At 69.2% G+C, this 25,383-nt stretch carries 25 protein-coding genes; 14 read left to right on the forward strand and 11 right to left on the reverse strand.

Translation table 11 applies throughout. The features are described 5' to 3' along the window. Positions 1-4: 4 nt before the first annotated feature. From sepH to JNUCC0626_RS30035, 5 genes are read left to right on the forward strand one after another with little or no spacing between them, the layout of a single operon-like run. Positions 5-937, forward strand: coding sequence for a septation protein SepH (gene sepH, locus JNUCC0626_RS30015; protein ID WP_394614096.1), 933 nt, complete (start codon positions 5-7; stop codon positions 935-937). Positions 938-953: 16 nt separating this feature from the next. Then, the gene (locus JNUCC0626_RS30020; protein ID WP_394614097.1) at positions 954-1,322 is read left to right on the forward strand and encodes a hypothetical protein; all 369 of its coding nucleotides are present in this window, start codon (positions 954-956) and stop codon (positions 1,320-1,322) included. Further along, positions 1,303-1,713 (forward strand): hypothetical protein, encoded by a 411-nt coding sequence (locus JNUCC0626_RS30025; protein WP_394614098.1) that lies wholly within the window; start codon positions 1,303-1,305, stop codon positions 1,711-1,713. The genes JNUCC0626_RS30020 and JNUCC0626_RS30025 overlap by 20 nt, the downstream gene beginning before the upstream one ends. A gap of 41 nt (positions 1,714-1,754) precedes the next feature. Further along, on the forward strand, positions 1,755-2,171 hold the full coding sequence (locus JNUCC0626_RS30030) for a hypothetical protein (protein WP_394614100.1): 417 nt from the start codon (positions 1,755-1,757) through the stop codon (positions 2,169-2,171). After that, a complete protein-coding gene (locus JNUCC0626_RS30035; protein WP_394614101.1) occupies positions 2,137-2,559 on the forward strand; it encodes a hypothetical protein in 423 nt (140 codons plus the stop codon). Before JNUCC0626_RS30030 ends, JNUCC0626_RS30035 begins: the two co-directional genes overlap by 35 nt. Here the strand turns inward: JNUCC0626_RS30035 and JNUCC0626_RS30040 are convergent. Next, positions 2,546-2,770 (reverse strand): hypothetical protein, encoded by a 225-nt coding sequence (locus JNUCC0626_RS30040; RefSeq protein WP_382442508.1) that lies wholly within the window; start codon positions 2,768-2,770, stop codon positions 2,546-2,548. The genes JNUCC0626_RS30035 and JNUCC0626_RS30040 overlap by 14 nt on opposite strands. 156 nt (positions 2,771-2,926) lie before the next feature. Between JNUCC0626_RS30040 and JNUCC0626_RS30045 the strand changes: the two genes are divergently transcribed. Both JNUCC0626_RS30045 and JNUCC0626_RS30050 read left to right on the forward strand, forming a co-directional pair. After that, complete coding sequence (locus JNUCC0626_RS30045) at positions 2,927-4,666, forward strand: ABC transporter ATP-binding protein (protein ID WP_394614102.1); 1,740 nt, start codon at positions 2,927-2,929, stop codon at positions 4,664-4,666. Next, a complete protein-coding gene (locus tag JNUCC0626_RS30050) occupies positions 4,663-6,504 on the forward strand; it encodes an ABC transporter ATP-binding protein (RefSeq protein ID WP_394614103.1) in 1,842 nt (613 codons plus the stop codon). The genes JNUCC0626_RS30045 and JNUCC0626_RS30050 overlap by 4 nt, the downstream gene beginning before the upstream one ends. Before the next feature lie 235 nt (positions 6,505-6,739). Here the strand turns inward: JNUCC0626_RS30050 and JNUCC0626_RS30055 are convergent, their stop codons facing one another. Further along, a complete protein-coding gene (locus tag JNUCC0626_RS30055; protein WP_394621944.1) occupies positions 6,740-7,957 on the reverse strand; it encodes an IS110 family transposase in 1,218 nt (405 codons plus the stop codon). A 624-nt stretch (positions 7,958-8,581) separates the two neighbouring features. Here JNUCC0626_RS30055 and JNUCC0626_RS30060 point away from each other — a divergent pair. Next, entirely contained in the window at positions 8,582-9,187 is a 606-nt protein-coding gene (locus JNUCC0626_RS30060; RefSeq protein ID WP_394614104.1) for a DUF2537 domain-containing protein, read from the forward strand. A 3-nt stretch (positions 9,188-9,190) separates the two neighbouring features. Here the strand turns inward: JNUCC0626_RS30060 and JNUCC0626_RS30065 are convergent, their stop codons facing one another. Continuing rightward, a complete protein-coding gene (locus JNUCC0626_RS30065; protein WP_394614105.1) occupies positions 9,191-9,982 on the reverse strand; it encodes a TrmH family RNA methyltransferase in 792 nt (263 codons plus the stop codon). Between the two features lie 209 nt (positions 9,983-10,191). Between JNUCC0626_RS30065 and JNUCC0626_RS30070 the strand changes: the two genes are divergently transcribed. Continuing rightward, entirely contained in the window at positions 10,192-11,688 is a 1,497-nt protein-coding gene (locus tag JNUCC0626_RS30070; protein ID WP_394614106.1) for a glutamate--cysteine ligase, read from the forward strand. Between the two features lie 9 nt (positions 11,689-11,697). Here the strand turns inward: JNUCC0626_RS30070 and JNUCC0626_RS30075 are convergent, their stop codons facing one another. Together JNUCC0626_RS30075 and JNUCC0626_RS30080 are read right to left on the reverse strand one after the other, a co-directional pair. Next, positions 11,698-12,663 (reverse strand): hypothetical protein, encoded by a 966-nt coding sequence (locus JNUCC0626_RS30075; RefSeq protein WP_394614107.1) that lies wholly within the window; start codon positions 12,661-12,663, stop codon positions 11,698-11,700. Between the two features lie 57 nt (positions 12,664-12,720). Continuing rightward, positions 12,721-13,134, reverse strand: coding sequence for a hypothetical protein (locus tag JNUCC0626_RS30080; RefSeq protein ID WP_394614108.1), 414 nt, complete (start codon positions 13,132-13,134; stop codon positions 12,721-12,723). A gap of 241 nt (positions 13,135-13,375) precedes the next feature. Between JNUCC0626_RS30080 and JNUCC0626_RS30085 the strand changes: the two genes are divergently transcribed. Beyond that, positions 13,376-13,621: a hypothetical protein gene (locus tag JNUCC0626_RS30085; protein ID WP_394614109.1), complete on the forward strand. Its 246-nt coding sequence runs from the start codon at positions 13,376-13,378 to the stop codon at positions 13,619-13,621. A gap of 351 nt (positions 13,622-13,972) precedes the next feature. Here the strand turns inward: JNUCC0626_RS30085 and JNUCC0626_RS30090 are convergent, their stop codons facing one another. Together JNUCC0626_RS30090 and JNUCC0626_RS30095 are read right to left on the reverse strand one after the other, a co-directional pair. After that, complete coding sequence (locus JNUCC0626_RS30090; protein ID WP_045312902.1) at positions 13,973-14,383, reverse strand: hypothetical protein; 411 nt, start codon at positions 14,381-14,383, stop codon at positions 13,973-13,975. After that, positions 14,380-16,032, reverse strand: a complete 1,653-nt coding sequence (locus tag JNUCC0626_RS30095; RefSeq protein ID WP_394614110.1) for an ABC-F family ATP-binding cassette domain-containing protein — start codon at positions 16,030-16,032, stop codon at positions 14,380-14,382. Before JNUCC0626_RS30095 ends, JNUCC0626_RS30090 begins: the two co-directional genes overlap by 4 nt. Before the next feature lie 86 nt (positions 16,033-16,118). Here JNUCC0626_RS30095 and JNUCC0626_RS30100 point away from each other — a divergent pair, with 86 nt between their 5' ends. Beyond that, complete coding sequence (locus JNUCC0626_RS30100) at positions 16,119-16,742, forward strand: superoxide dismutase (protein WP_382442737.1); 624 nt, start codon at positions 16,119-16,121, stop codon at positions 16,740-16,742. A gap of 151 nt (positions 16,743-16,893) precedes the next feature. On the opposite strand, the gene JNUCC0626_RS30105 is transcribed toward JNUCC0626_RS30100, so the two are convergent. Further along, positions 16,894-17,658 carry an ABC transporter permease gene (locus tag JNUCC0626_RS30105; protein ID WP_394614111.1) on the reverse strand — a complete coding sequence of 255 codons (765 nt, stop codon included), beginning with the start codon at positions 17,656-17,658 and terminating at the stop codon, positions 16,894-16,896. A 6-nt stretch (positions 17,659-17,664) separates the two neighbouring features. Next, positions 17,665-17,931: a DUF2530 domain-containing protein gene (locus JNUCC0626_RS30110; RefSeq protein ID WP_394614112.1), complete on the reverse strand. Its 267-nt coding sequence runs from the start codon at positions 17,929-17,931 to the stop codon at positions 17,665-17,667. Between the two features lie 16 nt (positions 17,932-17,947). Here JNUCC0626_RS30110 and JNUCC0626_RS30115 point away from each other — a divergent pair, with 16 nt between their 5' ends. From JNUCC0626_RS30115 to JNUCC0626_RS30125, 3 genes are read left to right on the forward strand one after another with little or no spacing between them, the layout of a single operon-like run. After that, entirely contained in the window at positions 17,948-19,381 is a 1,434-nt protein-coding gene (locus tag JNUCC0626_RS30115; protein ID WP_394614113.1) for an NCS2 family permease, read from the forward strand. Between the two features lie 40 nt (positions 19,382-19,421). Then, positions 19,422-19,847 carry a MarR family winged helix-turn-helix transcriptional regulator gene (locus tag JNUCC0626_RS30120; RefSeq protein ID WP_394614114.1) on the forward strand — a complete coding sequence of 142 codons (426 nt, stop codon included), beginning with the start codon at positions 19,422-19,424 and terminating at the stop codon, positions 19,845-19,847. Between the two features lie 58 nt (positions 19,848-19,905). Beyond that, positions 19,906-21,177 (forward strand): MFS transporter, encoded by a 1,272-nt coding sequence (locus tag JNUCC0626_RS30125; RefSeq protein WP_394614115.1) that lies wholly within the window; start codon positions 19,906-19,908, stop codon positions 21,175-21,177. A 431-nt stretch (positions 21,178-21,608) separates the two neighbouring features. Here the strand turns inward: JNUCC0626_RS30125 and JNUCC0626_RS30130 are convergent, their stop codons facing one another. Then, positions 21,609-24,383, reverse strand: a complete 2,775-nt coding sequence (locus tag JNUCC0626_RS30130; protein ID WP_394614116.1) for a sacsin N-terminal ATP-binding-like domain-containing protein — start codon at positions 24,381-24,383, stop codon at positions 21,609-21,611. Further along, positions 24,380-25,336 carry a DUF3027 domain-containing protein gene (locus JNUCC0626_RS30135; RefSeq protein WP_394614117.1) on the reverse strand — a complete coding sequence of 319 codons (957 nt, stop codon included), beginning with the start codon at positions 25,334-25,336 and terminating at the stop codon, positions 24,380-24,382. The genes JNUCC0626_RS30130 and JNUCC0626_RS30135 overlap by 4 nt, the downstream gene beginning before the upstream one ends. Positions 25,337-25,383: the final 47 nt, after the last annotated feature.

Raw genomic sequence — 25,383 nt, forward strand, 5'->3', positions numbered from 1 at the left:
CACGATGCGAGCGCTGCGAGTCATCGGGCTCGACGAGGACGGTAAGTCCGTCATCCTCGAAGACCCCGAAAACCGCGGCGAGCGCTTCACGCTCCCCGCGGACGAGCGTCTTCGAGCGGCCCTGCGAGGTGACCTCGCGCGCCTCGGCCAGATGCAGATCGAGTCCGGCGAGGCCCAGATGCGGCCGCGCGAGATCCAGGCCCGCATCCGTGCCGGCGAGTCGATCGAACAGGTCGCCGCCGCGTCCGGGATGCAGACGCACCGCATCGAGCGCTTCGCCTACCCCGTTCTGCTGGAGCGTTCGCGCACCGCGGACCTCGCGCAGCGCGCACACCCGGTCCGTGAGGACGGCCCGGACGTGCAGACGCTCGGTGAGGTCGTCGCGCACTCGTTCGGCCTGCGCGGCCACGACCTGTCCGACACGAAGTGGGATTCGTGGAAGGGCGACGACGGCCGCTGGATCGTGCAGCTGCACTGGACGACCGGGCGTTCGGACAACCGGGCGCACTGGGCGTTCCACCCCGGTGTGCAGGGCGGCACGGTCACGGCGCTGGACGACGCGGCCGTCGACCTGATGGACCCGAACCCGAACCGCACGCTGCGCACGGTGCGGCCGGTGACGCAGCTGGCACGGCAGGCCCTGGAGGCGACTCCGGTCCTGCCCGCCATCCCCGTGGTCGAGGAGCCCATCCCGGTCCCGGCGCAGGCGCCCGCCCCCGTGGCGACGCCTGCTCCCGTGGTCGCGGAGAAGCCCGTCCAGGAGAAGCTGCCCGAACCCGAGCCCGCCCCTGCTCCGCCGCCGCCCCCGGTGAAGGAGCAGGAGCCCGCCGCGGAGAAGCCGGTCCGCAAGGACCCTCCTCCGAAGCGGGGGAAGAAGAACCACCCCATCGTGCCTTCGTGGGAAGACGTTTTACTGGGCGTGCGGTCGAACCGCTGAGTGAGAAGCTGACGCCGTGGGACGTCGTGTCGCGTTGGCTGCCGGAGTGGGTGCACTCCTCGGCCTGGCCTGGTGGGGACTGTTCGAGCTCCTCGCCTCGGGAGCGGTCTGCTCGAAGGACGAGTGGGGCTGTCTCGGGGCCTTCGTGACCTCGATACCGATCTTCGCCGTGGTGGGGTCGGTCGTGGGTGCGCTGGCATTGCGATCGTTGAAGGTGTCGCGGGCGTGGCTGATAGCCGTGCCCGCGACCCTCATGGCGGTGGTCGCGATGGTGTTGTTGATGGCTGTCACCTTCCTGGCGTTCGCGGTGTTCGCGGCGCTGTACGTGTTGATCGCGGTGCTGACCGGATCGGTCGAGGCCCGCCGTGACCAGTCGCTTTCGTGAGCTGACCGCCGCTGCGGCGGGGGCGTTGTGCGGTGCCGGGTGGTTCGCGTCGGTCGAACCCGCGGGCGACCTGCCCTGTTCGGAGAGCAGCCTCGGGTGCGCGCTCTTCGCCCTGTTCATCCTGCTGCCGGGGCTGGTGGTCGTCTGGGGTCTCGTGGGGTGGGGGCTGCTGCGGCTCGCGCGGTTCCCCTCCGCAGGACGGACCGCCGCGCTGGGAACGGCGGGGGCGGTGCTGCTGGTGATCGCCAGCTCGTTCGGGCTGAGGTTCGTGCAGGTCCAGCTGCCGGAGTGGAGCGGGATCCTGGTGGTGGCGATCGGGACCGCCTGCGGGTACGCCCTGGCTTCGATCGTGACCAGGCCGCGCGGTGAAGGTGCCGTGGAGGTTCCGTGAAGCCGGCTTCTCGTCGTCCTTGATCAGGTAGCTCTGGGCGCGTGGTGTGGTCGAGGACGTTGATCGGGGCGTTGGCGGGTGCCTTCGCCGGAGTCGCCGGATACCTGTGCTGGTGGTGGGTGTTACCGGAGGCGTGCGTCGGCGCAGTGGGCCGGACCTGCGACAGGTGGTCCCTTTCCGGACTGCTGTTCCTGCCTGCTCTCTGGGCCGTCGTCGGCGGACTGGTGCACCGCTGGGTGCTGCGGCTGCTGAAACTCCCCCGCACCGCGCTCGTTCCCTCGCTCGGGTGCGCGTTGTGGCCCGTCATCTGGCTCGCGGGCGGGTACGCCGGGTTGTGGTCGCACGGCGAGGTCGCGGTCATCTTCGTGCCGGTCGTGGCGTTCTCCTTGGCTGCCGCCGTGGGCGCTGGTTACGGTGGACGGCGTGACCGAGCAGAGCACCGCGGGCAGGACGGGTAGGGCAGGACGCCGGCTGTTGTTCCGGATCGTCCTGTCGATGGCCGTCGGGGCCGGGCTGGTGCTCGGGTGGACGTGGGCCTACGAGTCGGGCTTCCTGAAGTCGTGGCTCGACAACACGTCGATGTCGGAGTTCCTGCTGCTCGCGCTGATCGGGCTGCCGCTCGCGCTGGTGTCGTCGCTGGTGCTGGCCGGGCCGATCCTGTGGGTCTTCGGGGTGCGGCCGGTGTGGCCGATCATCCTGCTCGGGCCGATCGTGCTGGGCATCGGCCTCTACTTCAAGGTGCACGAGCCCTTGCTCGGGTGGTTCGCCAACAGGCACCACGCCGAGGCGTTGCTCGCGGCCGTCGCCTACGGGCTCGTCGGACTGGTCACGTTCAAGAGGTCGTAGGCACCTCGTCGAGCAGGTTCAGGTCCCAGCCCTCTCGTTCGCACCAGTCCTCGGCGTCCTCGCGGGACACGAGCATCGCGTGCCGGGGCCGCGGACCCGCCAGGTGGTCCCAGCCGTCGGGGGCGAGCACGAAGTTCGCCCCATCGCGTGACGCGATGAGCCGTCCGTGTGGAAACGCCATGGTCTGCTCGGTTCGCAGAAACCGCGTCATGGTGGTCATCGTGCCCTTGACCTCGACCTAAGTCGAGACAGGAGGCTCCGGTGGGGAGAAAACCGGATGCCGAGTGTCGGTCCTCCTTCGTACTTTGGAGAGGACCTGGAGGGGGCTCATCGCGTGAGCGATCAACGTAACTCGACAATTCAGACCTTGCGGAGGTTGTGGCCGTACGTGCGGCCGCACCGCGCACGGATGAGTGTCGTGCTGTCGGCGACGATGCTCGCGATGCTGTGCGGTCTTGGCATCCCGCTGCTCACGCAGCGCATCGTCGACGGTCCGATTCAACACAAGGAAACCGGTCCGCTGCCGTGGCTGATCCTGGGCGTGGCTGCGCTCGGGCTCGGCGAGGCTCTGCTGTTCTACATCCGGCGCAAGGTCGTGGCACGACCGGCCGCCGAGGTCGAGGCGCGCATGCGGTTCGACCTGTACAAACACCTGCAACGGCTCCCGGTCGCGTTCCACGACCGGTGGCAGTCGGGGCAGCTGCTCTCGCGCGCCACGAACGACCTCACCACGGTGCGGCGGTTCGTGGCGTTCGCCATCGTGTTCCTGATCGTCAACTCGCTGGTCGTCCTGATCGGCCTGGGCATCATCGCGTCGTTGTCGCCGTGGCTGCTCATCGTGTCGTTGTGCGGCGCCTTGCCGTTGATCGTCATCTCGTACTTCTTCGAGTCGAAGTTCAAGATCGTCGCGCGGAAGGCGCAGGACCAGGCGGGCGACCTGACCACGACGGTCGAGGAGTCGGTGCTCGGCATCCGGGTGCTCAAGGCGTTCGGGCGCGGGCCGGAGCTGTCGAAGCGGTTCCTGGCGCAGGCCCGTGAGCTGCGGTCGACGGAGCTGAACAAGATCTCGATCCTGGCGTCGCTGTGGTCGGTGCTGATCGTCCTGCCCGAGCTGTCGATCGCGGGCATGCTCGGCGTCGGCGCGATCGGCATCGTGCAGGGCTGGATGACGGTCGGCACGCTGGTCGCGGCCGTCGCGGTGAGCGCGTACCTGCGGTGGCCCATCGACTCCATCGGCTGGCTGCTGGCGGAGACGAACCAGACCGCCTCGGCGCTGGAACGCTACTGGGAGGTCATCGACTCCCCCGTGACGATCACCGGCCCCGCCACGCCCGCGCCGCTGCCCACGCCGCTGCGCGGGCACGTTCGGTTCGAGGGCGTGCGGTTCGCGTTCGAGGACGGCCGCGAGGTGCTGTCCGGCATCGACCTGGACCTGCGTCCCGGCGAGACGGTCGCGCTGGTCGGTGCGACGGGCTCGGGCAAGACGACGCTGACGGCGCTGGTGCCGCGGCTCGCGGACGTCACCGGCGGGCGGATCACGATCGACGGCGTCGACGTGCGGGACCTCTCGCTGGAGGACCTGCGGACCATCGTGGGCATGGCGTTCGAGGAACCGGTGCTGTTCTCGGCTTCCGTGACCGAGAACGTCGGCCTGGGCATACCGGACGTGACCGAGTCGCAGGTGCGCGAGGCGTTGCGGGTGGCGAAGGCCGAGGAGTTCGTGGACGCGCTCCCATGGGGTCTGGCGACCCGCATCGGCGAGCAGGGCCTGTCGCTGTCCGGCGGTCAGCGGCAACGGCTGGCGCTCGCCCGCGCGGTCGTCGGCAAGCCCGCCGTGCTGGTGCTGGACGACCCGCTGTCGGCGCTCGACGTCCACACCGAGGCCGAGGTGGAAGCCGCGCTGCGCCGCGTGCTGAGCGAGACCACGGCCCTGGTCGTGGCGCACCGCTCGTCGACGGTGCAGCTCGCGGACCGGGTGGCGTTGCTGGTGGACGGCAAGATCGCGGCCGTCGGCTCGCACCGGGAGTTGTTGGACACCAACGAGGAATACCGGCATCTGCTGTCCAGCATGGACGACGAACTGATCGAAGAGGAGGTGGCGTCGTGAGTGAAGTGACCGCACCCGTTGCGGCAGAAGAAGAATGGCGCGGCGTCGCCGCCGAGGAGATCGAGGAGATCTCGCACTCGACGGGCCTGCGCCTGCAAGCCCGGTCGCGCAGGCTGCTGGGCTCGTTGCTGCGCCCGCACATCGCCCTGACGTCGCTGGCGATCGCCGCCGTGGTCCTGGGCAACCTGGCCGCGCTGGCGGGCCCGCTGCTGATCGCCGTCGCGATCGACAACGGCATTCCGGCAGCGATCGGCGGCAGCGCGTCGATCCTGGTGTGGTGCGTCGTCGGCTACGCGGTCTCGGCCGGGCTGATGACGTTCCTGCGCTGGGCGTTCCTGCGGCTCTCGGGCCGGGTGGGCCAGGACATCCTGCTGGACCTGCGCGGCCGGATCTTCCGCCACTCGCAGGGCCTGTCCGTGGGCTTCCACGAGTCGTACACGTCGGGCAAGGTCATCTCCCGCCTGACGAGCGACGTGGACTCGTTGCAGGACCTCCTCGAAGAGGGCCTCGACAGCCTGTTCAACGCCGCCCTGTCGGTGACGGGCATCGCGATCATCCTGCTCTACCTGGACGCCCCGCTGGCCCTGGTCGTGATCGCCGGCTTCATCCCGATCTACTTCATCTGGCGCTGGTTCCGCCGCCGCTCGATGGACGCCTACCGAGGCACGCGCGGCGCCATCGCCAAGATCATCGTGCAGTTCGTCGAGTCGATGAACGGCATCCGCGCCGTCCAGACGTTCCGCCGCCAGCCCCGCAACGAACAGATCATGACGGGCTTCAACGGCAAGTTCCGCGACGCCAACACCGACGCCCTCGGCGTCATGGCGATGTTCGTCTCGACGGTCCGCGCCATCGGCAACGTGTCGCTGGCCGTGGTCCTGGCCTGGGGCGCCTACCGGGTGGCCGGCGGCTCCCTGGAACTCGGCGTCCTGACGGCGTTCACGGTCTACATCCGCCGCTTCTACGACCCGTTCGACGAACTGGCGATGTTCGCGAACTCCTACTCCTCGGCCACCGCGGCCCTGGAGAAGATCTCGGGCGTCCTGGAAGAGAAGCCCTCGGTCCCCGAGCCCACCACACCCGTGCCGCTGAACGAGCCGCGCGGCGCGGTCCGCTTCACCGACGTGGAGTTCCAGTACCCGGGCACCACCCGCCTGGTGCTGCCGCGCTTCACGCTGGACGTCCCAGCGGGCCAGACCGTGGCCCTGGTAGGCGCCACCGGCGCCGGCAAGACCACGGTCGCCAAGCTGGTGGCCCGCTTCTACGACCCGTCCACGGGTTCCGTCACGCTGGACGGCACCGACCTGCGTTCGGTGGCGGACACCGACCTACGTCGAGCAGTCGTCATGGTCACCCAGGAGAACTTCCTGTTCTCCGGCTCGGTGGCGGACAACATCGCCCTGGGCCGCCCCACCGCCACCCGCGAGGAGATCGAGGCGGCAGCCCGAGAGGTCGGCGCGCACGGCTTCATCAGCGCCCTCCCCGACGGCTACGACACGGACGTCCGCAAACGAGGCGGCCGCCTCTCCGCGGGCCAACGGCAAATGGTCGCATTCGCTCGCGCATTCCTCGCAGACCCAGCCGTACTGGTCCTCGATGAGGCAACATCGTCCTTGGACGTGCCCACAGAACGCGCCGTGCAGGCAGCGCTGGAAACGGTGCTGGCGGACCGGACCGCGTTCATCATCGCCCACCGCCTGTCGACGGTCCTGATCGCGGACCGCGTACTGGTGCTGGATGGTGGCATTGTGGTGGAAGACGGCTCCCCAGCGGAGCTGATCGGTGAGCGGGGCCGCTTCGCGGCCTTGCACACGGCCTGGCGCGACTCGCTCGCCTAGGCCGGCAGGTCGCGTTCGCGCCAATGGGGATCTGGCGCGAACGCGACCTCACGCTCACCCAGGGTGAGGCGGCAGAGCGCGTGGGCCTTGGGGAGGTGGCGGAGCTCGCCGGGTGTAGTGGCAGAGCTCTAGGTAGCCGAGAGCGAGGCCGAACGAGTCGCAAGCATCGCGATGGCGCAGCCGAGCCCACCCAAGGCACAAGCGCAATGCCGAAGACATCCCAGTTGCTGGGGTGTCAAGCGGCGGCGGTGTGGTGTGGCCAGGCGGTGGTTTCGTTGTAGTGGGTGCGGGTTTTGAGGCAGCCGTGCAGGATGCCGACCAGGCGGTTGGCGAGGTGGCGTAATGCGGCGTTGTGGCCGAGGCCGCGTGTGCGTTGTCGCTGGTAGTAGGCGCGGGCGCCAGGGCTGACGCGCATGGCGACGAAGGCTTGGGCGATCAGGGCGTCGATGAGCCGGTCGTTGTGGACGTGCCGGGCCGTGACGGTGCGTTTGCGGCCGGAGGCGATGGTGAGCGGGCTGGTGCCGGCGTAGTTCTTGCGGGCTTTCGCGCTGGCATAGCGGGCGGGGTCGTCTCCGAACTCGGCCAGCACCCGAGCACCGATCACCACGCCGATCCCTGGTTGGGACAGCACGATCTCAGCGTCCGGGTGCCGGCCAAAATGGGCCTCGACCTCGCCCTGCAGACCGGTGATCTGCTCGGCCAGCGTGGCGAGGATCGCGATGGTGGCGCGGGTGGTCGCCGCGTAGGCGGCGGTCACCACCGGCGGCTGGCCGAGGTGCTCTGTGCGCAGCGCGGCCTGGATCTCGGCGGCCTTGACGTCGGCGTCGCGACGACGGGCCCGATCGAGAGCGCCGCGGATCTGGTTGAACGACAGGCTTTTCGCGGTGTCCGGGTCCGGTGCCCGGCCCAGCAGCTCCAGCGTGTCCGGCGCGTCCAGATCGGTGAACGCGGCCAGCGCGGCCGGGAAGTACTCCCGCAACGAGTGCCGCAACCGCAGCGTGTGACGGGTGCGATCCCAGATCAGCGTCTTGTGCACCCTGGCGACGACCTTGATCCCCTCGACCCCGGCCGAGTCACCCGCGACCGGCCTGAGCTGGTGGGCGTCGGTGCGGACCATGTCCGCCAGCACATGCGCGTCCCCCGCGTCGCTTTTCGCACCCGAGACCGCGTGCCGGTCCCGGAACCGCGCCACCGACAACGGATTCACCGCGAACACCTCATAGCCCGCGGCAACCAGCGCGACCACCCACGGACCCCGATCGGTCTCGATCCCGACCCGCACCCGCACATCCTCGACCTCGGCATCACCGGCGTGCTCGGCGATCAACGCGTGTAACCGGGCCATCCCGGCCACACCCTCAGGCAACCGCGCCTTCGCGAGCCTGCGCCCGCCGGCGTCCATCAGCTCGACATCATGGTGATCCTCGGCCCAGTCATCGCCCACCAACAGCAGCATCGCGTCCTCCCGTCGACACCCGTTCCACAGCGGCGGGAGAACAATCAGCGACCTAATGAACAGTGCTCACACCCACCGGCGGGCACGACATCCCAGCAGCGATCACGTTCTCCCGACACCAGCGGGGGCACGATCTTCGGCAAGGACTCACACGTCCAGGCGAGACAAGTACTCACCCACCAGCGCCACCACACCGAGCCTGCCAGACGACCGGCCCACCACTCATTAGGCGAGGCGTCCTTAGCTCTTGGCTCAAAACACTCCGCCCGCCCCACGCAATGCCGAAGGCGAGCCGACACTCTTCTTGGCTCTGTCAAAGCGGTTTCGGTGACGTACCTGCTCAAACCCAGCCACCTACGTGTGGGATTGGGGCTTGACTTTGGGTGCGAGGTGCTACCACTCGTGGCTCGGCCGGGCGCTTTTCAGCCCGGCCTTTCCGGCCGACCAGCGCCTCGCAAGGGCCCCGAAGTCAAGCCCCAATCCCTATCGACGCGAAGCGGCGATGAAATGACCCGGCTCGTCCGCAGTTGTCTTTGCACCCGACGCGACCACGCTGGAACCGCAGCCCACCACCGTCCGATAGGTTCTGCGACGAACGCGACAAGACCCCAGGAGGGCCCAGTGGAGTTGCGAGTCCGGGACGGCCGCGCCGTGCTCGCCGGCGAAGACGAGTCCGGCGAACGCGAGGTCGACCCGCACAGCCTGCCCCTGGGCGCCGACCTGGCCGAAGCCCTCCACGAGTGGGCGAAGGTGGCCGAAGCGGTCACCCGCACCGAGACCCCGCAGGACGGCGTCGCGAACGCCCTGATCGCCCGCCGCGGCAAGCAACTCGCGATCCGCATCGCCACGGTGATGAACTCCCAGGTCAGCTACACCGACCCGGTGAGCGGCGAACTGGTGAGCGTCGACGCCCCGGAACAGCCCGAAGAACCGACCTACGACCAGGACCCCGCCCCGGAGCAGGAACCCGAACCGACCCCGTGGGGCACCGGCCTGACGGTCAGCCTCATCACCGCGGCCATCGTCACGGTGACGGTCGTGTCGCTCTCCCTGGGTCTCGGCGAGACGAGCCGCTGGCTGGCGCTCGTGGCGAACGTCCTCGTGGTCGGCGGCCTGGCCCCGAGCGTCTGGCTGGGCCGCAGGGTCCCGGTGTGGCGCTGGGTCGCGTACGGCGTCGTGACGGGAGTCCTGGTGGCCTGGCTCTCCCTGATCCTGACCCTGCTCTAGAACTCAGAGCAACGCGTAGAACGCCACGGCCCCGGCCGTGGCCACGTTCAGCGAATCCACCCCTGACGACATGGGAATCCGCACCGCCAGGTCAGCGCAAGAAATGGCCTCGTCGGTCAGCCCCGGCCCCTCGGACCCCAGCAGCACGGCGACCCGGCGTCCGCGCAAACCCGCATCTGCAAGATGCAGCGCGGACTCCCGGGGCGTCAGAGCGGCAACCGTGTAACCCTTTTGCCGCAACAGGTTCAGCGCCGCGGGCCACTCATCCGTGGTAGCGAACGGCACGCGCAGCACGTGCCCCATCGAGACGCGCACGCTGCGGCGGTAGAGCGGATCGCTGCACCCAGGCCCCAGCAGAACCCCGTCCACGCCCAGCGCGGCGGCGTTGCGGAAGATCGATCCGAGGTTCTCGTGATCCCCCACGCCCTCCAGCACCGCGAGCCGAGTAGCACCTGACACCAACTCGTCGAACGACACCGCCGGCGCCCGGTCTGCGGCTGCCAGTACACCCCGGTTCAAGTGGAAACCTACGACCGACGTCATAACCTCTGCTGACGTCACGTAGGCGGGAACGTCCAGGTCAGAAAGGTCGAGAGCCTCGATTCGGCGGCGCACCCCGAGCAGCCCGCGCACGGGGTAGGGCGACGCCAGCAGACGTTCCACGACTACCACGCCCTCGGCGATGACCAGGCCTCGTCCTCCCGGTCGGTCCGGCCTGCGGTCGGCCGTCGAGAGGTCGCGGAAGTCGTCCAGCCGGGGGTCGGCCGGGTCGTTGATCTCGATCACGTCTGCCACGCCGGAAGTTTCGCATCCTGGCCGGAGTGGAACAGGCGAGGTAGTCCGGAGGGCGGAACCGCGCACGCCCGACCAGCGGATGATCGCTGGTTGTTACCTCGACGTGACAGAGAGCACCGATTTGGGCGATGTAAAGGAGGTTTCCGCTGTGTCACGTTGGGCGTTCCGCCTGGCCCGCGCCCACCGGCGCCGAGCGAAGGGGTAGCGGCATGGGAAGTGAAGTGTCCAGCCGCACTTTCACCAGAGACGACCGCCAGCGTTATCGGGAGAAGATGCAGCGGAGTCTCGACGCACTGGCCACGATGCTGGCCGAAGACACGTTTTCCTTTCCCCGTCGGCAGATGGGGCTCGAAATCGAGTTGAACCTCGTCGACGACGCGATGCGGCCGGCGATGGCGAACTCGGAGGTGCTGGAGAAGATCGACGACCCGTCCTACACGCTGGAACTGGGTCAGCAGAACCTGGAGATCAACGTTCCCCCTCGTGAGCTCGCGGGGGGCGAGATGCTCGGCCTGGAGGAAGAACTCAGGCAGTCGCTCGACAACGCGGACTCCAAGGCGAACGACGTCGGCGCCAACCTCGCCATGATCGGGGTGCTGCCCACGTTGCGGGAGCGGCACTTCGACCGCAAGTGGCTCTCCGAGGCGCCGCGGTACGCGCTGCTCAACGACACCATCTTCAAGGCTCGTGGCGAGGAGATGGTGCTGCACATGGAAGGCCCGGCGATGCCGGGCAAGACGCCGGAGAAGCTGCTGAGCTACGCCGAGTCGATCCTGCCGGAGGCCGCGTGCACCTCGGTGCAGCTGCACCTGCAGGTCGAGCCGACGCACTTCGCCGCGCACTGGAACGCCGCCCAGTGCCTCGCCGGCGTGCAGGTCGCGATCGCCGCGAACTCGGCTTTCCTGCTGGGCAAGGCGCTCTGGCACGAGACCCGCATCCCGCTGTTCGAGCAGGCCACCGACACCCGCCCGGACGAGCTCAAGAACCAGGGTGTCCGGCCGCGCGTGTGGTTCGGTGAACGGTGGATCACGTCGATCTTCGACCTGTTCGAGGAGAACGTGCGCTACTTCCCCAGTCTGCTGCCGGAAACCGACGACGAAGACCCGTTGGAGGTCCTCGAAGCCGGTGGTGCGCCTCGACTTTCCGAGCTGCGGCTGCACAACGGCACGATCTGGCGCTGGAACCGGCCCGTCTACGACGTCGTCGACGGGGTGCCGCACCTGCGCGTCGAGAACCGGGTCCTGCCCGCCGGGCCCACGGTGCTCGACACGATGGCCAACGCCGCGTTCTTCTACGGCGCCCAGCGCGCGCTCACCTCGCAGGAACGTCCACTGTGGACGCAGATGTCGTTCCAGGCGGCGGAGGAGAACCTCTACACCGGCGCACGGCACGGCATGAACGCCCAGCTGTACTGGCCGGGCATCGGCTGGATCCCGCCGGACGAGCTGGTGCTGCGCCGCCTGCTGCCGATGGCGCACGACGGCCTGCGCGACTGCGGTGTCTCCGACGAGGCCCGCGAACGCTATCTCGGCGTGATCGAGCAGCGCTGCCTCGCGCGGCGCACGGGATCGTCGTGGCAGCGGGAAACCGTTGCACTGCTGGAGGAACGGGGCCTGTCGAGGGAGGCCGCCCTGTCCGGCATGCTCAAGCGGTACATGGAGCTGATGCACGCGGGCGAGCCCGTGCACACGTGGCACGTGGGCTGAGGCCCGCGGTCACCACGCCATCAGCTTCTCCTGGAAGGCCAGCAACACGTCGTTGGGCAGGCCCGTCCCCGTGACCGGCCTGCCCTGCACGTCGGGCCTGGACTCCCCGCCCACGAACACGACGACCGCGAGCCGCGGCGTGTAGCCGATCATCCAGGCGTGCCGGACCACGTCCCCGTCCTTCACCTCGACGGGAAGGCACGCCGCGTCCGGGGTGTTCCCGCACAGCGGATCGGCCCGCAGCTCCTCGTTCACCCGAGCCGCGAACTCCTTGCTGCGCCCGGGATCCGTACCCAGCGCGGGCTTGCCGCCGGTCGCCGCCCGGTACAGCGTGTTGCCACCCGCCTCCGTCACGTGCGTGACGAAGTGCGTGGCGTGGTGCACGCCGTCGGCTCCGACGGTCGCGTAGGCGGTCGCGACGTCCAACGGCCTCAGCAACGCCGCCTCGGTGCCGAGCAGCTCCGTGTCCCGGCCGTCGACCTGGGCGCGCTCCGGCACCCCGGCCGCTCGCATCAACACCACCGACCCGAACGGCCGCGCCGCCGCACCGGCCTCCCGCACGACGCCGCCCGCGTAGTCCGCGGCGGGATCAGTGCCCGGCACGTACGCCCGCACGCCGCCCGTCGACGGGTCGATCGCCGTGATCGACGCCGGACGTCCGGACGTCAGCTGCCGGACCACCTCCGTCGCACCGGTCTGCGCCTTGGCGTCGATCGTCGTGACCACCAGCGCGCCCCCGGCCTCCCGCAGGCGGTCGAGCGGTGTCCCGACGGCCACCAGCTCGCGCAGCACCTGCCCGACCAGCGGTGTCTCCGGCTGCCCTGACCGCCACAGCAGCGAGCCGTCCGCGTGCTGCACCACGACGTCCCCGGCGGCGATGGCCTCCGGGGACGAGTCAGGTCGTTGCCACACAACGGCTCCGACGATCGCGACGAGAAGGACCAGCGCGCCCAGCACGGGCAGGAACCGCTTCATCGAACCCCCAGCGTGAAACTCCCCCAGGGTTTCGAATCTAGCGGTGCCGTCCAGCCCTCAGGCCGTCGCGGCAAACGCTTGCCAGATGCTCTGGGGCAGACCGGCGGCCTCGATCGTCGCCTTCACCTCGGGCGCCGCGGGGGCCGGGGTGGTGACCAGCACGGTGATCGCCAGCCGGTCCGTGTACCCGGTGGCCCAGGCGTGCGACTTCAGCCCGGTCGCGTCCTGGTAGTGGGTGGCGTGGCACACCGCGCCGGGGCAGGCCGTGTTCTCCTTCAGCACACCGGTGATCCGGGACGAGATCTCCCGGCTCACGGCGATGTCCGGGTCGAACGCGGACGTCGTGCTCTCGGTGACCCGGTACAGCTGGTTGCCGGCGTCGTCGGACACCTCGGTGACGAAGTGGGTCCGGTGCTGCACGCCGCCCGCGGCGAACGTCGCGTACACCGTCGTCAGGTCCAACGGGCGCATGGCCGCCGGATCGGCGCCGAGTGCGATCTCCGCGTTCGGCAGCCCCCCCTTCCGGGCCGACGAACAGTTTCGTGTCGCCGTCGACGGGGACGGACTTCGGCACTCCGGCCTGGTGCGCCGCGGTCCTGACGCCCTGCACACCGGTCCGGTTGGCGACCACGTCGAACATGACGACACCGCTCGACTTGGCGAGGGCCTCGCGCACCGTGCAGCGTTCACCACACCTGCCACCGTCCGAGACGTGCACCCCGGCGATCTTGCGCTCCCGGCCGTCGAGCACGGTGTCGAGCTGCACACCCTCCTTCATCCCGGCGACGACGTCGAGGGGGAAGAAGGACGTCCCCGGCTGCTTGAGCACTCCGCCCGCGTAGTCGGTGCGGTCGGGTTCACCGTCGCGCTGCCCGCCGGGCACGTACGCGCGCACACCACCGGTGGCGGGATCGACGGCCGTGAGCGAGTACCGCAGCGACGGTGCCTGAGCCCGTGACGTCGCGTCGACCGCAGAGGTCGCGGCGAGCTGGACCTTCGGGTCGATCGTCGTGCGCACGACCCCGCCGACGCGGCGGAGCTGGTCGGGGTCGAGAGAAGCCTGCTGTCCCAACTCGGTCAGCACCTGGGTGACGAGCGAGGTCGGCTGGGCGTCCCCCTTGCTGCTCCACAACTTCGACCCGTCGGCGTACAGGATCGTCAGGTTCTCGGGCGAAGGCGGAGTCTCCGCCTCAGGCCGTTGCCACACCACCACCGCGACAACGGCACCTACCAACGCGAGCGCGCCTAAAACAGAAAGCAGACGTGTCATCGGAAAACTCCCCCCAGAGCATGATGTCCGGGGGTCAATCTAGCGGCGGCGGCCCGACTTCAGCGGGGCGACGTCCGCACCGTCGTGGGAGGTCCGGCACTCGTCCGGCGTGACGGCCTCGACCGCCAGCGTCAGCTCGCCCTTCACTCCCGTGTAGATCGACTCGCCGCGGGACGCCAGCGAGGCGTGCACGCGGTTGGAGTCCGTGAAGTCACGCTCGTCCTTGACCCGCTTCTTGCCCGTCTCCTCCGGCCGCGTCGCGCTGCGGAGGTTGACCTCCAGCCACGCGGCGACCTCGGCCGGCGACGTCAGGACTTCCTCAGGGGTGCGTTCGAGCCGAACCTGCCGAGGAGAGGCGTGATCGAGTGACGTGTGCTCCACATAGGCGTGCCAGTGGGTGTTGCGCATCGACCAGGTCTGTTCGACCGGCCAGTCCTCCTCGGTGGTCATGCGTCATATCTTCCACCCTTCACACGAGGAAACGTGAGAAGGTCGAGGACGTCCATCTCATGATCCACCCGCACGGCCGAAGCGAGCCGCCGGTCGTGCGTGACCAGCAGCAACGTTCCTTCGTAGGTTTCCAAGGCCTGTTCGAGCTGTTCGATGGCCGGCAGGTCGAGGTGGTTGGTCGGTTCGTCGAGCACCAAACAGGTCGTGCCGCGGGCTTGGAGCAACGCCAAGCCGGCGCGGGTGCGTTCGCCCGGTGAGAGGTCGCGGGCCGGTCGCAGCACCGCGTCGGCGCCGAGCCGGAACTTCGCCAGCAGCGTGCGCACCTCCACGTCCTGCAGACCCGTCGCGTCCGCCACGATCCGCAACGCGCTGGCGTCGCTCGCGAACTCGGCCCGCAGCTGATCCACCTCGCCGACGACGACACCCGGCCCGATGGACCTGTCGCCTTCCTGCAACGGGATCCGGCCGAGCAACGCGCCGAGCAACGTCGACTTGCCCGCGCCGTTCGGACCGGAGATCCGCCACCGCTCGCCCGCGCCGATCGTGAGGTCGATCGGCCCGAGCGTGACGTCGCCGCGGCTGACCACGGCCCCGCGCAACGTGAAAGCGATCGCGCTGCCCCGTCCGGCGGACGGCAGGGTGAGCCGGAGTTCCCAGGCCTCGCGCGGTTCCTCGACCTCGTCGAGCCGCGCGAGTTCACGCTCCACAACGGACGCTTTGGCGGTCAGGCTCTCGGCACCGCGCTTGTGGCCGGCGCGGACGTTGCGGTCGGGTTCGTCGTTGAGCATCTTGGCGCTCTTGGCCCGGCGGACGCCCTTGCGCGACCACTCCTTCACCTGGCGGCTGCGCTGGGTGAGTTCGGTGCGCTTGGTCTCGTACGCCTCGTACTCCTCGTGCGCGCGCCGGTCCGCGTTCGCCCTCTCCTCGACGTAGGCGTCCCAGCCGCCACCGAACACGGTGATCTTGTGGCTGAACTCGTCGAGTTCGGCGATCGCGGTCGTGGTGCGCGCGAGGAACTCCCGGTCGTGGCTGACCAGCACGATCGCGCCCTGGTAGCCGGTGACGTGGGACTCCAGCAGCGTGAGCCCGGCCGTGTCGAGGTCGTTGGTCGGTTCGTCCAGCAGCAGCACGTCGGCACGGGTGAGCAGCACGGCCGCCAGTCGCAGCCGTGCTTGCTGGCCACCGGACAACTCGTCCGGCGCCCTGCCGTCGAGCAGGTCGGCGGGCAGGCCGAGGCGCTGGCAGACGACCTCGGCGCGTTCGTCGAAGTCACCGGCACCGATGGCGGTCCAGTGGTCGAAGGCGTCGGAGTACCCGTCGCCGCCACCGTCCGCGAGGGCTTCGGCCTCGCGTTGCAGCCACTGCTCGGCCTCGGCGACGCCGGTGCGGCGGGCGAGGTGGTCGCGGAGCGACTCTCCACCAACGTGGAGGGTCTCCTGCGTCAGGTGCGCAACGGTTCCGGTGCTCGAGACAGATCCGGATTCCGGTTGCAGCTCACCGGAGAGCAGACGGAGCAACGTGGACTTGCCGACGCCGTTGGGCGCGATCAGGCCTACGCGGTCACCAGGCGAAACATCGAAATCAACCTCCGAGATCACGGTCCTCGGACCGAACGACAGCGAAATATTCCTGGCTGTCAGCACGGACACGCCTACGACGCTACGGACGCGCGCAACTGGTTTACTCACCCTTATTGCTAGTAAGTTGCAAGTACCAAGAGATTGCAGGAGTTGTCATGGGCCAGTACGTGCTGCCGGATCTCGACTACGACTACGGCGACCTCGAGCCGGCGATCATCGGTGAGATCAACGAGCTGCACCACGGCAAGCACCACGCCGCGTACGTCAAGGGCGCGAACGACACGATCGAGCAGATCGCGGAGGCTCGCGACAAGGAGTCCTTCGGTTCGATCGTCGGCCTGGAGACCACGCTGGCGTTCCACCTGGCAGGCCACGCGCTGCACCAGGTGTGGTGGAAGAACCTCTCGCCCAACGGCGGCGACAAGCCGGTCGGCGAGCTCGCGGCGGCCATCGACGAGCACTTCGGCTCGTTCGACAAGTTCCGCGGCCAGCTCAACGCCGCGGCGTCGTCGATCCAGGGTTCCGGCTGGGGCATCCTCGCCTGGGAGCCGATCGCGCAGAAGCTGATCACGCTGCAGCTGAAGGACCACCACTCGAACCTGTCGATCGCGGTCACGCCGCTGCTCGCGTTCGACATCTGGGAGCACGCGTACTACCTGCAGTACCGCAACCTGAAGGCCGACTACATCTCGGCGCTGTGGAACGTCGTCAACTGGGAGGACGTCTCGGCCCGCTTCGAGGCGGCGCGCGGCGGCCAGAACGGCCTGCTGCTGCCCTGATGTTCAGGCCTTGATGGTGCGGCACTGATGCTTCGGCGGTGGATGCTCCGACAAGCCCCCGCTGCCGAATACGACGAGGCCCCCCTCTGCCCAGAGGGGGGCCTCGTCCGTTCCCGAACTGACTGCCGCTCCCACCACGAAGCGACGAGACTTAGGTTAGCCTAACTTCGCTTCCTTGGGAAGTCCTCCTGATCAGGCGTCTCGCGACCAGCTCGACCACGGTCGCCACGGCGGCCGCTTCGACCGCCAGCAGGGCCAGGAGCACCACGATCTGGAGGGCACCGGCCTGCCACACCGGCGCACCGCCGAGCAGCATGCCGACGAAAGCACCCGGAAGGGTGACCAGCCCGACCGTCCTGGTCTGGTCGAGCGCCGGGATCAACGCCTCGGCGGCCGGCTTCCGGATGATCAGGCAGACCGCATCGCGTTCGTGGAAGCCCAACGCCCGTGCGGCCTCGTACTCGCCGTACCGCTCGTGCAACGAGTCGAGGGCCCTGCGGGCAGACAACGTGGTGGCGGTCATCGCACCGCCGATGAGGATGCCGCCGATCGGGATCAGCGCGATGCCCTGGACCGGCAGCAGGCCGATGGCGAGCAGCAGCCCGAGCGCCGGCACGGTGCCCACGAGGATCGCCGCGGCTACCCAGAAGCCCTTGCGGCCGGTGCCCGTCCGACTCGCGGATGTCGCCGTCGCGACCACGGCCATCACGACGAGGAACGCCCACGTGAGGCCCAGGTGGGTCAGCACGAACGTGATCACCGCCGAGACGGCCGCGAGCTGCAGGACGGCCCTGGCGGCGGCGCCGAGGAACGGTTTCGGGCTGGTGAGGCCGCTGTAGCGGGTGATCGCGGCCGCGGCGGCGACGAAGACTACGCAGACGATCAGCAGGCGGACCCAGTCGGCGACGAGGACCACGGGCGGCTACGCGTCTTCGAGGCCCTGCTGAGCCCCTCGTGACCCTCGCCTCGCTGCCCGGCGTTGCCAGTAGAAGACTCCGTACCCGATGATCCCGAGCAGACCGCCGGACAGGGTCGTCCAGAGCAGCGTGCTGTTCTCGCGGTCGAAGATCACCACGACCAGAAACCCGAGGAACCACAGCGCGGTACCACCCAGCACGACGGGCACGGGGTCTGCCAGCCTGTGCGGCAGCGCCGGCGGGTGCGGTGGAGTGGAGTCGCGTTCGGACACATCGTTAGGAGACCAGATGCTGGACGGGTTCTTCAAGATTTCCGAGCGCGGGTCGACCGTGGCGCGCGAGGTCCGCGGTGGCGTCGTGACCTTCTTCACGATGGCCTACATCGTCGTGCTGAACCCGCTGATCATCGGCAGCTTCGCGCCGACGGGCCCCGGTTCGCACCCCGACGTGCTCGGCAACATCCTTCCCGTCGGGCAGGTCGCGGCGGTGACGGCGCTGGTCGCCGGTGTCATGACCATCCTCTTCGGACTGATCGCCAACTACCCGTTCGCGCTGGCCACGGGCCTCGGCATCAACTCGTTCGTCGCCGTCAGCGTCGCCGCCAAGGTCACCTGGCCCGAGGCGATGGGCCTCATTCTGGTCAACGGTCTCGTGGTGTTGCTGCTGGTCGTCACGGGCGTGCGGACCGCCGTGTTCAACGCCGTGCCAAATGAGCTCAAGGCCGCGATCGCCGTCGGCATCGGTCTGTTCATCTGCTTCATCGGCCTCGTGGACGCCGGGTTCGTCCGCCGCCTGCCGGACGCCGCCAACACCACCGTGCCGGTCGGGCTCGGCATCAACGGGTCGATCGCGAGCTGGCCGACCCTGGTGTTCGTCGTCGGCCTGGTGCTGACGGGCGTGCTGTTCGCGCGCCGGGTCAAGGGCGCGATCCTCATCGGCATCGTCGCCACCGCGATCTTCGCGATCGTGCTCGAGGCGCTGGTCAAGGCCGGGCCGTCGGCGGGCGTCAACGCCAAGGGCTGGAACCTCGGCTACCCCGCGCTGCCCGACCAGGTCTTCGGAATTCCGGACCTCAGCCTGCTCGGCGAGGTGTCGTTCGGCGCGTGGACGCGGATCCCGGCACTGGCCGCGGCCCTCATCGTCTTCACCCTGGTCCTGACCGACTTCTTCGACACCGTCGGCACCATGACGGGCCTCGGCAAGGAAGGCGGCCTGATCGACAAGGACGGCCAGCTGCCGAACGTCAGCAAGGCGTTGTTCGTGGACGGCCTCGGCGCCGTCGCCGGTGGTGCCGCGTCGAGCTCGTCCAACACCGTCTACATCGAATCGGCGTCCGGCATCGCGGAGGGCGCGCGAACCGGCCTCGCCAACGTCGTGACCGGTGTGTTGTTCCTGCTGGCGATGTTCTTCACGCCGCTCTACGAGGTCGTGCCGATCGAAGCGGCCGCACCGGCGTTGGTCATCGTCGGCGCGTTGATGATGATGCAGGTCCGTGAGATCGACTTCACCGACTTCACCATCGCCCTGCCGGCGTTCCTCACGATCGTCGTCATGCCGTTCACGTACTCGATCGCCAACGGCATCGGCGCGGGCTTCGTCAGCTACGTGCTGCTCAAGGCCCTGACTGGCAAGGCCCGCGAAATTCACGTCCTGATGTGGATCGTGGCGGCCGCTTTCGTCGTCTACTTCTCGTTGGGACCGATCCAGGCCCTGCTGAGCTGACCTTTCGGCAGGAAACTATTTCGTGAGGTATGCTAACTACGTGGCGACCGATCAGCACGGACTGGCGAGCAGGCTGAGGCTTGCCGTCGTTCGCCTCAACCGTCGCCTGCGGGCACAGCGCACCAACTCGTCGGTGTCGCTCACGCAGGTGTCAGCGCTGTCCACTCTGCACAAGTGCGGACCGCTGACCCCAGGCGAACTGGCAGCCAAGGAAGGCGTGCAGCCGCCGTCGATGACGCGCGTGATAGCCGCCTTGGAGGAGTTCGGGTTCGCCACGCGCAGCCCGCACCCCACCGACGGCCGTCAAGCCATCGTCGAGCTCACGAGCGAAGGCTTGTCGTACCTGGAAGACGAGATCACGGCCCGCGAAGCGTGGCTGGACAAGCGGCTGGCCGAGCTGGACCCGGAGGAACGGGAACTGCTGACACGGGCCTCCGACATCATCGACAGGATGGCGGGTCAGTAAGAACGTGTCGGGTTACGCGGGTGGTGGAGCAGACAGTTCGCCACCTCGTCGTACCGGAATGTTCGGATCGTTAGGCATATACAACTATCGCCTGTACGCCTCCGGCCAGATCATCTCGCTGGTCGGCGTGTGGATGCAGCGCGTGGCCCAGGACTGGCTGGTCCTGGAGTTGTCCAACGGCTCCCCCATCGCTCTCGGCTTCGCCGCCTCCCTCCAGTTCCTCCCGGTCCTGCTGCTCTCGATGTGGGGCGGCGTCCTGGCCGACCGCATGGACAAGCGCAAACTCCTGCTCTGGCTGGAGTCCGCACTGGGCCTCTGCGCGCTGGCCCTGGGTCTGCTCGACGTCTTCGGGGTCGTCGAGCTGTGGCACGTCTACCTGTTGTGTTTGCTTTTGGGCGCCTTCTCCGCCGTCGAAACGCCCGTGCGGCAGTCCTTCGTCGTCGAGATGGTCGGCCGCGACCAGCTGACCAACGCCGTGGCGATCAACTCGATGATGTTCAACCTGGCCCGCATCATCGGCCCGGCCATCGCGGGCGTGACGATCGTGGCCATCGGCACGGGTTGGGTGTTCCTGGCCAACGCCATCAGCTTCGTGGGCGTGGTGGGCGGCATCTGGCTGATGAGGACAGCGCAACTGCTGCGCTCCGACCCCCTGCCCCGCGAGAAGGGCCAGCTTCTGTCCGGCCTGCGGTACGTCCGCGGCCGCCCGGACCTGATGACGGTCATGCTGCTGGTGTTCTTCATCGCCACGTTCGGCATGAACTTCTACATGACGCTGGCGATCATGGCCCGCAACGTCTTCGGCGGCGACGCCGACGCCTACGGCCTCCTGTCCACGCTGATTGCCGTGGGCACCTTGGCGGGCGCGACTTTGGCGGCCAAGCGGAAGACGCCCAAGATGACCGTGTTCATCGGCTCAGGCGTGGTGTTCGGCGTGCTGGAGATCATCTCCGGGATGATGCCGACGATGCTGCTCACCGGTCTGATGATGATCCCGGTGGGCGTCGCGATGATGACGTTCAACACCACCGCCAACGCCACCATCCAACTGGCCGTCGAGCCGGAGATGCGCGGCCGCGTGATGGGCATCTACATGCTGGTGTTCCTGGGCGGGAACCCCGTGGGCGGCCCGCTGATGGGGTGGCTGGGCGAGATCAACGGCCGAGCACCGATCATCATCGGCGGCGCCGTGTCGATGCTGGTGACGATCACCGCGTGGATCATCCTCGTAAGACGAGGCGACATCCCGAAGCCAAGCCTCAAGCGCAAGAAGCAGGACCCCCTGACGGCCAGCGAAGCCGAAGGCGAGCCGTCCCTCAGCCGCACTTAGCGCGAGGCTTCGGCGGTGGGGTCCCGTCACGAGTCGCGCCATAGCTCTTGCTGCACCTGCCTGGGTATGTCAAACGGACACGCTTTTCGTCCGTTTGACATACCCAGGCAGGTGTGGCCCGCTCTTGGTGCGGCTTGTGACGGGACCCCACCGCCAACGCAACCAAACTACGAAACCGGCAGCCGCCCTAAGCAACAGGCGTGCCATCAACCCGCGAGTGGCGCGGAGCCCCCCGATCAGATTGCCGGGGGTCTGGGGGCAGAGCCCCCAGGGAGAAGCACGCAACAGAAACCCGCCAACGCAACAGGGGAACGCACGCTAACGCAGGCGTCCCCCCGATCGCAGGACCCCTACAACTCAACTTACTCAGAGGGTCCGACAAGATCGGCCAGCAGAGCCGCAGCCACCAATCGGTGATCAGCCCAGCACAGTCATCCCAGCAAGGTCGCAGCCGTCGGATCGCTGATCAACGCGGCGAACGAGTGCCGGTCATCCCACCGCCCAGCAACCCAAGCCAGCGCCCGAGAAAGCCCCTCAGGCGTATCAGCGGCATGCGGCACCCCGTCCACCATCCACCACTCGACCCGCTGCCCATCCACGAACAGCGAGTCGTGCACCATGACCACCCCGTCCGGCAACTCGACCTCAAGCAGCTCGCAAGCCTTCCGAACAGCCCCGAGATCACGCCACGACACGACCTCGCCGACGTGATCGGGCAACCCGTCGAACTCCTCGGAGGCCAACGCCAGGTCCAACAGATCGGCCAGCTCGACAGACCCGTCCGCCAGCAGCACCCGGGAAGCCGGAACAACACCCATCAACCAGGGGTGATCCAGCACCACGACGTCCTCCGCCGCGGCCACCACCCCGGACAGCACCCGAACCCGTTCCGGCGGCGCGAAATCACCCTCGGGCAGAGCCGCATAGGCACGCAGCACCACGGCGTCCGCGATCACCCGGTCCGCATCCCCGAGCCGGTCCAGCACGAACTCGGCATCGTCGTCGTCCCAGATCTCCAACCGCGACCGAACCCCAGCCGCCCGCAACACGTGCTCAGCCAGCTCAAGATCCGGCACGGTGTCGAACAGCCCGTCCAGCAACGCGGCCTCGGCCAGCCGGTACTCACGAGGAGCCTTGCCGGCCAAGGAAGCGTGCCGAGCAATCCACCACCCCGTGTACCCGTCCGGCTCGGCAACGGCCCGCCAGGTGACCGGATCAGACGCCAGCAACCGCAACGCCGCAGGCCAGTCCGCGACCAGGTCCAGGTCGCGCACCGCCACGACGCGGCGGGGTTCGTCCGGCATCGACGACCACCACGCGGACTCGTCCGGCAGGTCGTGGTCAGGCCCCGCAGGCTCGTCGTCGACCACCAGCGAGAAGCCGTCGACGACGCCCACGGCCACGAGCGCGGCCCGCGGGTAGGTCTCGGCGATCTCCTTGGACAGCAACGGGAACGCGTCCGCCTCGACCACGCCCACCAGCGGCGAGTCCGGCAGCAGCAGTTCGTCGGCGCGGTGCCACTCGCCGCCCGAGTCGGGCAGGGCCAACGCGCCGAGCCACGGTTCCTCGTCGGCGCGCACGCCGGCGCGGTCCACCAGGCGGAGCACGGTTTCGATCAGGTCTTCGCCGTCGAGCCCTGCTTCGGCGTCTTCCAGCGAGCGCGCCACGTTCTCGCGCAACGAAGGGTCAGCGAGGAGTTCGGTGGCGCCCGCTTCGACGGCGCCCAGGCGGACCAGCAGCGGGTGCACGGCGTCCGGGTGGACGACGCGCAGGCCGGGGAGCGGTTCGTCGGCGATCAGGGTGGTGCGCGGGCCCGTGACGGTCCGGCCGTCGGCCAGCGGGACGGGCAGCGACTGGAGGGCTTCGCGGACGTCCGGGTCCACCTCGGCCAGCGGTGCGAAGGCGGCGTAGACGTCGCGCCACCAGCCCGGGTCGCCGGAGACGCCGGACAGGGCGGCGACGACCTCGGCGGTCGTCACGCGCGGGACTTCCAGCGCTGCCAACGCTTTCGCGTGCACGGGCGCGGACAGCTCGGCGTCCAGGAGGCCTGGCAGAGCGTCCTCGACGAGGTCGACCAGCTCCTCGGAGCCCACGTCGAGGACGCGGGCGCGGGACGGTTCGATCCACTCACCGGAGGCGAGTGGCAGCCAGGCCGAGGCACGCAACGAGCGCAGCAGCGCGGTGCGCAGTCGATCGTCCACTTCGGACAGCGGGAAGCCCGGCAGCGGCACCAGGGCGGTGCGTTCGATCGCCGGGACGCGTGCGATCAGGGCCGGGTAGGCCTCGGCGGCGGCGTCCAGGACCGACCACGCGGCGGGGCCCGGCAGGATGCGGCGGCGCGACGGCTCGACCGGCAGCGTGGCGATCAGGCGGGCGGGCAGCGACAGGCGTTCGTCGGTCGGGGTCGGCGCGTGCAGCACGTCCTCGCCCAGCGGCTCCTCCAGCGGGTATGCCCACGAGACGGTCCACTGCGGACGGTGTTCGACGCCCTGGACCAGTTCGGCGGGTAGCTCGCCGACCGTGCGCTCGACCAGCCAGCGCGCCGAGCCGACGGTGACCACGCCGTCCGCGGTGACGAAGCGTTCCCACGACTCGGAGCCGACCTCGATGCGACGCAGACCCGGTAGTGCCAGCAGCAGGTCCGGCACCTCCTCCGCCAGATCCTCCAACGCGAGGTCGACCTTGAGCGGCAGCCTGACCTCGGTGCTGAAACCGTCCGGCACGGTCTCCTCGACCGGCCACACCAGGCGCAGCACCGGCACGTCGCCGCCGCGTTCGGAGGCGAGTTCGGGGACCTCGGCGCGGGTGCGTTCGGCGGAGAACTCGACACCGCCGGACGTGGAGATCACGCGCGGGGCGTCGGACACGGCCAGCACGGCCGCGAAGCCGACACCGAACTGGCCGACGCCGGACTCCTTGGACGACGCCCGCAGCGACGCCAGCGCGGCGACACCGGCCTCGGTCAGCGCGGCACCGGTGTTCGCGGCGCGCAGCTCACCGTCGACCAACGTGATCCGCAACACACCGGGCTCGTCGCCCGCCGCGTCGGCCGCGTTCTGGGCGAGTTCGACCAGCAGGCGGTCGCGGTAGCCGCCGAGCCGCAGGTCCTCCTCGGCGTTGGCGTCCTCGCGGAACCGGGTGGGCGAACCACGCCACGCCGCGAGGACCGAGGTGCGCAGGACCTCGGTGCCGAACGGGTCGGTCACTCCGAGACGCTCGCTGCGTCGACGGCCTGAGCGCCTTCTGCGGGCTCAGCGGTCTCGACGGCCTCAGCGGTCTGCTCGGCGGCCTCAACGGGCTCAGCGGCGTCCACGGCCTCGGCGGTCTGCTCAGGCTCGACGACCTCCGCGGCCTGCTCGACCACGACGGCCTCGACCGTCTCGGCAGCGGGCGCGGCGGCAGGCTCCGGAACGACCACCGGAGCGCGCTCGGACTCCACGACCTCGAGCTGCGCGTCGTCGTAGACCAGGTCCGCGACGGGCACGATCGAGCCCATCTCGACCTCGACCTGCGAGTGCGCGCCGCAGCCGTACTCGACGTGCACGACGTGGCCGTCAGCCGGCGCGATCTCGTTCGCGCACACCCCGAAAGCCGAGCCGAACGCACCGGCGACCCGCGTGTAGAAACCGCAGGTGCCGCAGTGCGCGGGAGCGCTGCGGGCCATCTCGGAGCGCGGGCCGAAGTCGGAGGTCGCCCAGCGGTCGGCGGCGTCCAGGCGGCCCTCGCGGGACAGGACGCGGGTGCGGCCGAGGCCGATCTCCAGCGCCACCTCCTCGACCGCGGGGTCGTCGGACTGCACGTACGCCTCGACGAGGCGCGGGTCGTTCTCGCGGGGCGGCATCAGGTCGCCGACGCCCAGGTCACCGGCGCGGACCCGCTCACTCCACGGGACCCACTCCGGGGCGACCAGCGCGTCCTGGCCGGGCAGCAGCACGACCTCGCTGACCGACACCGGGGAGCCCTCGCCCGCGTAGGCGACGGTCACCGCCCAGGTCCAGCCGCGGTAGCCGGCGTGCTCGGCGTCGAAGAGGTGGGTGACGGAGTACTCGTCTTCGCCGAGCACCCCCACATGAGCACCGACGCGTTCCAAGCCGGCTTCGTCCTGCGCGGCGGTGCGAGCGAGGTCAACGGCGTCGGCGAGCAGTTGCGTGGCGTTCACGAGCTGAATTGTGCCGCAGGACTTCGCCGGGACGAAAACTCGTGCCA

The organism is Lentzea sp. JNUCC 0626, assembly GCF_043632865.1.
GTDB lineage: Bacteria > Actinomycetota > Actinomycetes > Mycobacteriales > Pseudonocardiaceae > Lentzea.